This is a genomic window from Mesorhizobium escarrei (assembly GCF_935825525.1).
In the GTDB taxonomy this organism is placed as follows: domain Bacteria; phylum Pseudomonadota; class Alphaproteobacteria; order Rhizobiales; family Rhizobiaceae; genus Mesorhizobium; species Mesorhizobium escarrei.
In genome coordinates this window covers 1-2781 of the sequence record NZ_CAKXZT010000180.1, presented here as the reverse complement: position 1 = coordinate 2781, position 2781 = coordinate 1, and the positions used below count along the sequence as shown (strand labels likewise).

Here is a 2781-nt window from a genome sequence, read left to right as displayed (position 1 = left end):
CCTTGGGCACCCTGTCAGTCTTACACCGGCTAGTGCCGCCCCCCAAGGCCACCCGGGCGGGTGTCTCAAGAGTGCGGCCGGGGACGGACCTTCAAAGATTGCGACTTCCGTACCCCAGCCTACACTCCGGCCTGACGCGCGTGCCCACCCAATGACGAGTGCCCACCCAATTAACCCCAGCGTCAAGCGACAGGTCAATAGTAGCCGATATAGATCGCCCCCAAATCGGCCGCTTGAGCTAGCTCGGATAGACAATTCGGGTGAGCGGGTTCAACGGGGTCAAAAGGAGGGGTCGGAATATCCGGGCCAAATTTTCTTACGACCCATCGGATAACAGGCTCATGCGTGGCACCCCCCGTGCCCCTTCGGTTTCACCACACAGGCCCGAGCGAGACGACCGCCAGACGCCGAGAGGCTGCCCGGTGGCGGTACCTCAGACCGACATGAGCACGCGCTGGCGGGGCTATCCTTGTCCAGCGGTTGGAGGCGGAGTGTGCGTAGGGCATACCAATCGGGTCGCCTACTTGCGGTTGTCGTCAGTGCAACGTAGCTGCCGGGTAACGAATGGAGGGGTCTATGTTTTTTACAAAGCTGGGGCGGGTCATTGCATGGCTGTTAGTGATCGTTGGCGGCTCTCGGGCGGTGCTTGCCATGCCGGGTCTGGCCCGCAGAGACAGGCCCCCGGTGCATCGTTCCCTACCGGGCGGCAAAACGCCATCAGGCCACACAAAACGAAGCGGCCAATTGGGGCGGAGGCTTTGGATGGCACTCCGCTTCGCCAGCCTTCCACTGAGGTAATGTTTCCTGGATTGGGTCTTTGGCGATAGGGGGATTGGAAATGGAGAAGTATTTGGTGCCAGCTGCTGTGGAATATCGGATGAGAGTCGCGGTGATAGTGGTCTCAGCCATTGCGCTTGCGGGCTGCGAGACAACACTTCCTTCGGAGATGAGCCACACCGAGGCAAAACAACTTGCTCAGCAGATTTATCAGCGTTGTCTGGATCAAGGCGTGGACCCAGGCACTACCGAAATGGATGTTTGCACGAAGCACGAAAGCTATCGCGAGATAGACAAGCGGCTCAACAACCGCGCTGCCGTGCGTGAGGTAGGCCGTGGTCTCCAGAATGCGGCTGAAAAACGTGCCAACCAGCGGAGACCAGTTACCTGCTCCAGTACAGTAGTAGGGCAGACGGCACGGACCACCTGCTTATGACGTGGCGAGGGGAGCGCTAGATGGCTCCGCTTCGCCAGCCTAGCCAAGGTGCTCCTGGAGGCCCCGGTTGCGGCCACGATGTTGTTCCAGGACTGGCCCGCCTTGAGCATCTTCACTATGGCCGCATTGCGCTCCTGGTCCTCAGGCCGCCCCCGGTAGCGCCCTTCCTGCTTGGCCTTCTGGATACCCTGGGCCTGCCGCCGCCGCCTGTCGTCATAGTCCTTGCGGGCAATCGCGGCGATCATGTCCAGCATCATCCCGTTGATGGCCTCCTGCATCCGGGCGGTGAACTCGTCGGTTCCGCTTGAAGCCATGCTCCAGGAGGTGGGGAGGTCGAGACTGGTCTTCGTCTGCGCCATGTGGATCACCGGTTTCGACGTGCCAACCTGACCTTCAGCGCAAGAGCATTCGGGAGTGCGCTCGCGTAAGGTAATTCACCACATTTGGCGGCACCCGCAGATGCTTTTTCGTGTTATGATGGGCTTGCAACGCGCGTAATCTCGACCTCTGCAATATGGCAGAGGTCGAAAGCTATTGCCTTGGCACAGGAAGCTTTCGCCCCAGCACTTGATCGCCTCCGAAACGCTGGGTGTGCTGCTTTCCCTGACTGACCCGGGGCGAGGAGGTTGTCCATGTCCACGAGTAGTGTTGACCGCCCGCTGCAGCCGGGCGACCGGGCACCGAATGTTGTGCTCAATGCGATCTCACGCGAAGGCAAGATCGCGCTCGATGATTTTCGAGGCCGTAGCCCGTTGTTGATCGGTTTGTTCCGAGGCCTGCACTGTCCGTTCTGCCGGCGCCATGTCGCGGCGATGGCGCAACTCAAGCCGGCCCTGCGTGAGAAAGGCGTCGAATGCCTGGCTGTGGTCAATACGCCGGTCGAGCGGGCGCGGCTCTATTTCCGTTACCACCCGGCACCCGATCTTCTCGCCGCATCCGACCCGGAGCGAGCCTCGCACCGTGCTTTCGGCTTGCGCGAGGTCGGGATGGACACGGTCATGGCGATACCGTTCCATCTCCCGGGCGAGTTGCCCGAGCCTATGGACGTCATGGCAATGAATGAATTTCTTAACAAGAAGGAAGGATATGAGATTACGGAAGTCGATCAGCAGGCGATGGCGTCCAGCCAGGCGCAGCTTGTCGGTCAGTTCCTAATCGACCGGGCGGGCATCGTACGCTGGAACTTCACTGAAGTTCTGGAGGATGGCCTCAACACCTTCAGAGCGCTGAATCCCGAGGAATTGATGTCGGCAGCTTCCCAAGTTGCACATTAATAGGCTGCGGAAATGGGCTGCTGAAAACTCGCTCGACGGCCACCGTCCTGTGGTGATTCTTTGGATTTAACAATCATCGAAATGCTCAGCGCAGGAGGCTAAGGTCTGCCCGTGGGCTTCGTAGCGATTTCGATTCAACGGTCTGCGGACCGCCCCGACGCGCTAGAGTGAGCAAGCCGCATGGGCGGGGCGACGTCCGCTCCTTGCCGCAATCACGTCGTTCCGACAGGCGCGCATACGGCAAGTTTCCACCCACAGCCGAAATTCAAACTGAGACACTTCTCTATTCGGCGT

Annotated in this window: 1 protein-coding gene and 1 pseudogene; one reads left to right on the top strand and one right to left on the bottom strand. The window is 59.9% G+C overall.

The window, feature by feature from the left end; genetic code table 11:
- Positions 1–1239: 1239 nt before the first annotated feature.
- Positions 1240–1554, bottom strand: a pseudogene (locus tag NMG80_RS35275) (recombinase family protein); the annotation flags it as partial.
- A gap of 291 nt (positions 1555–1845) precedes the next feature.
- Between NMG80_RS35275 and NMG80_RS35270 the strand changes: the two are divergent.
- Positions 1846–2487 carry a peroxiredoxin-like family protein gene (locus NMG80_RS35270; protein ID WP_127206661.1) on the top strand — a complete coding sequence of 214 codons (642 nt, stop codon included), beginning with the start codon at positions 1846–1848 and terminating at the stop codon, positions 2485–2487.
- Positions 2488–2781: the final 294 nt, after the last annotated feature.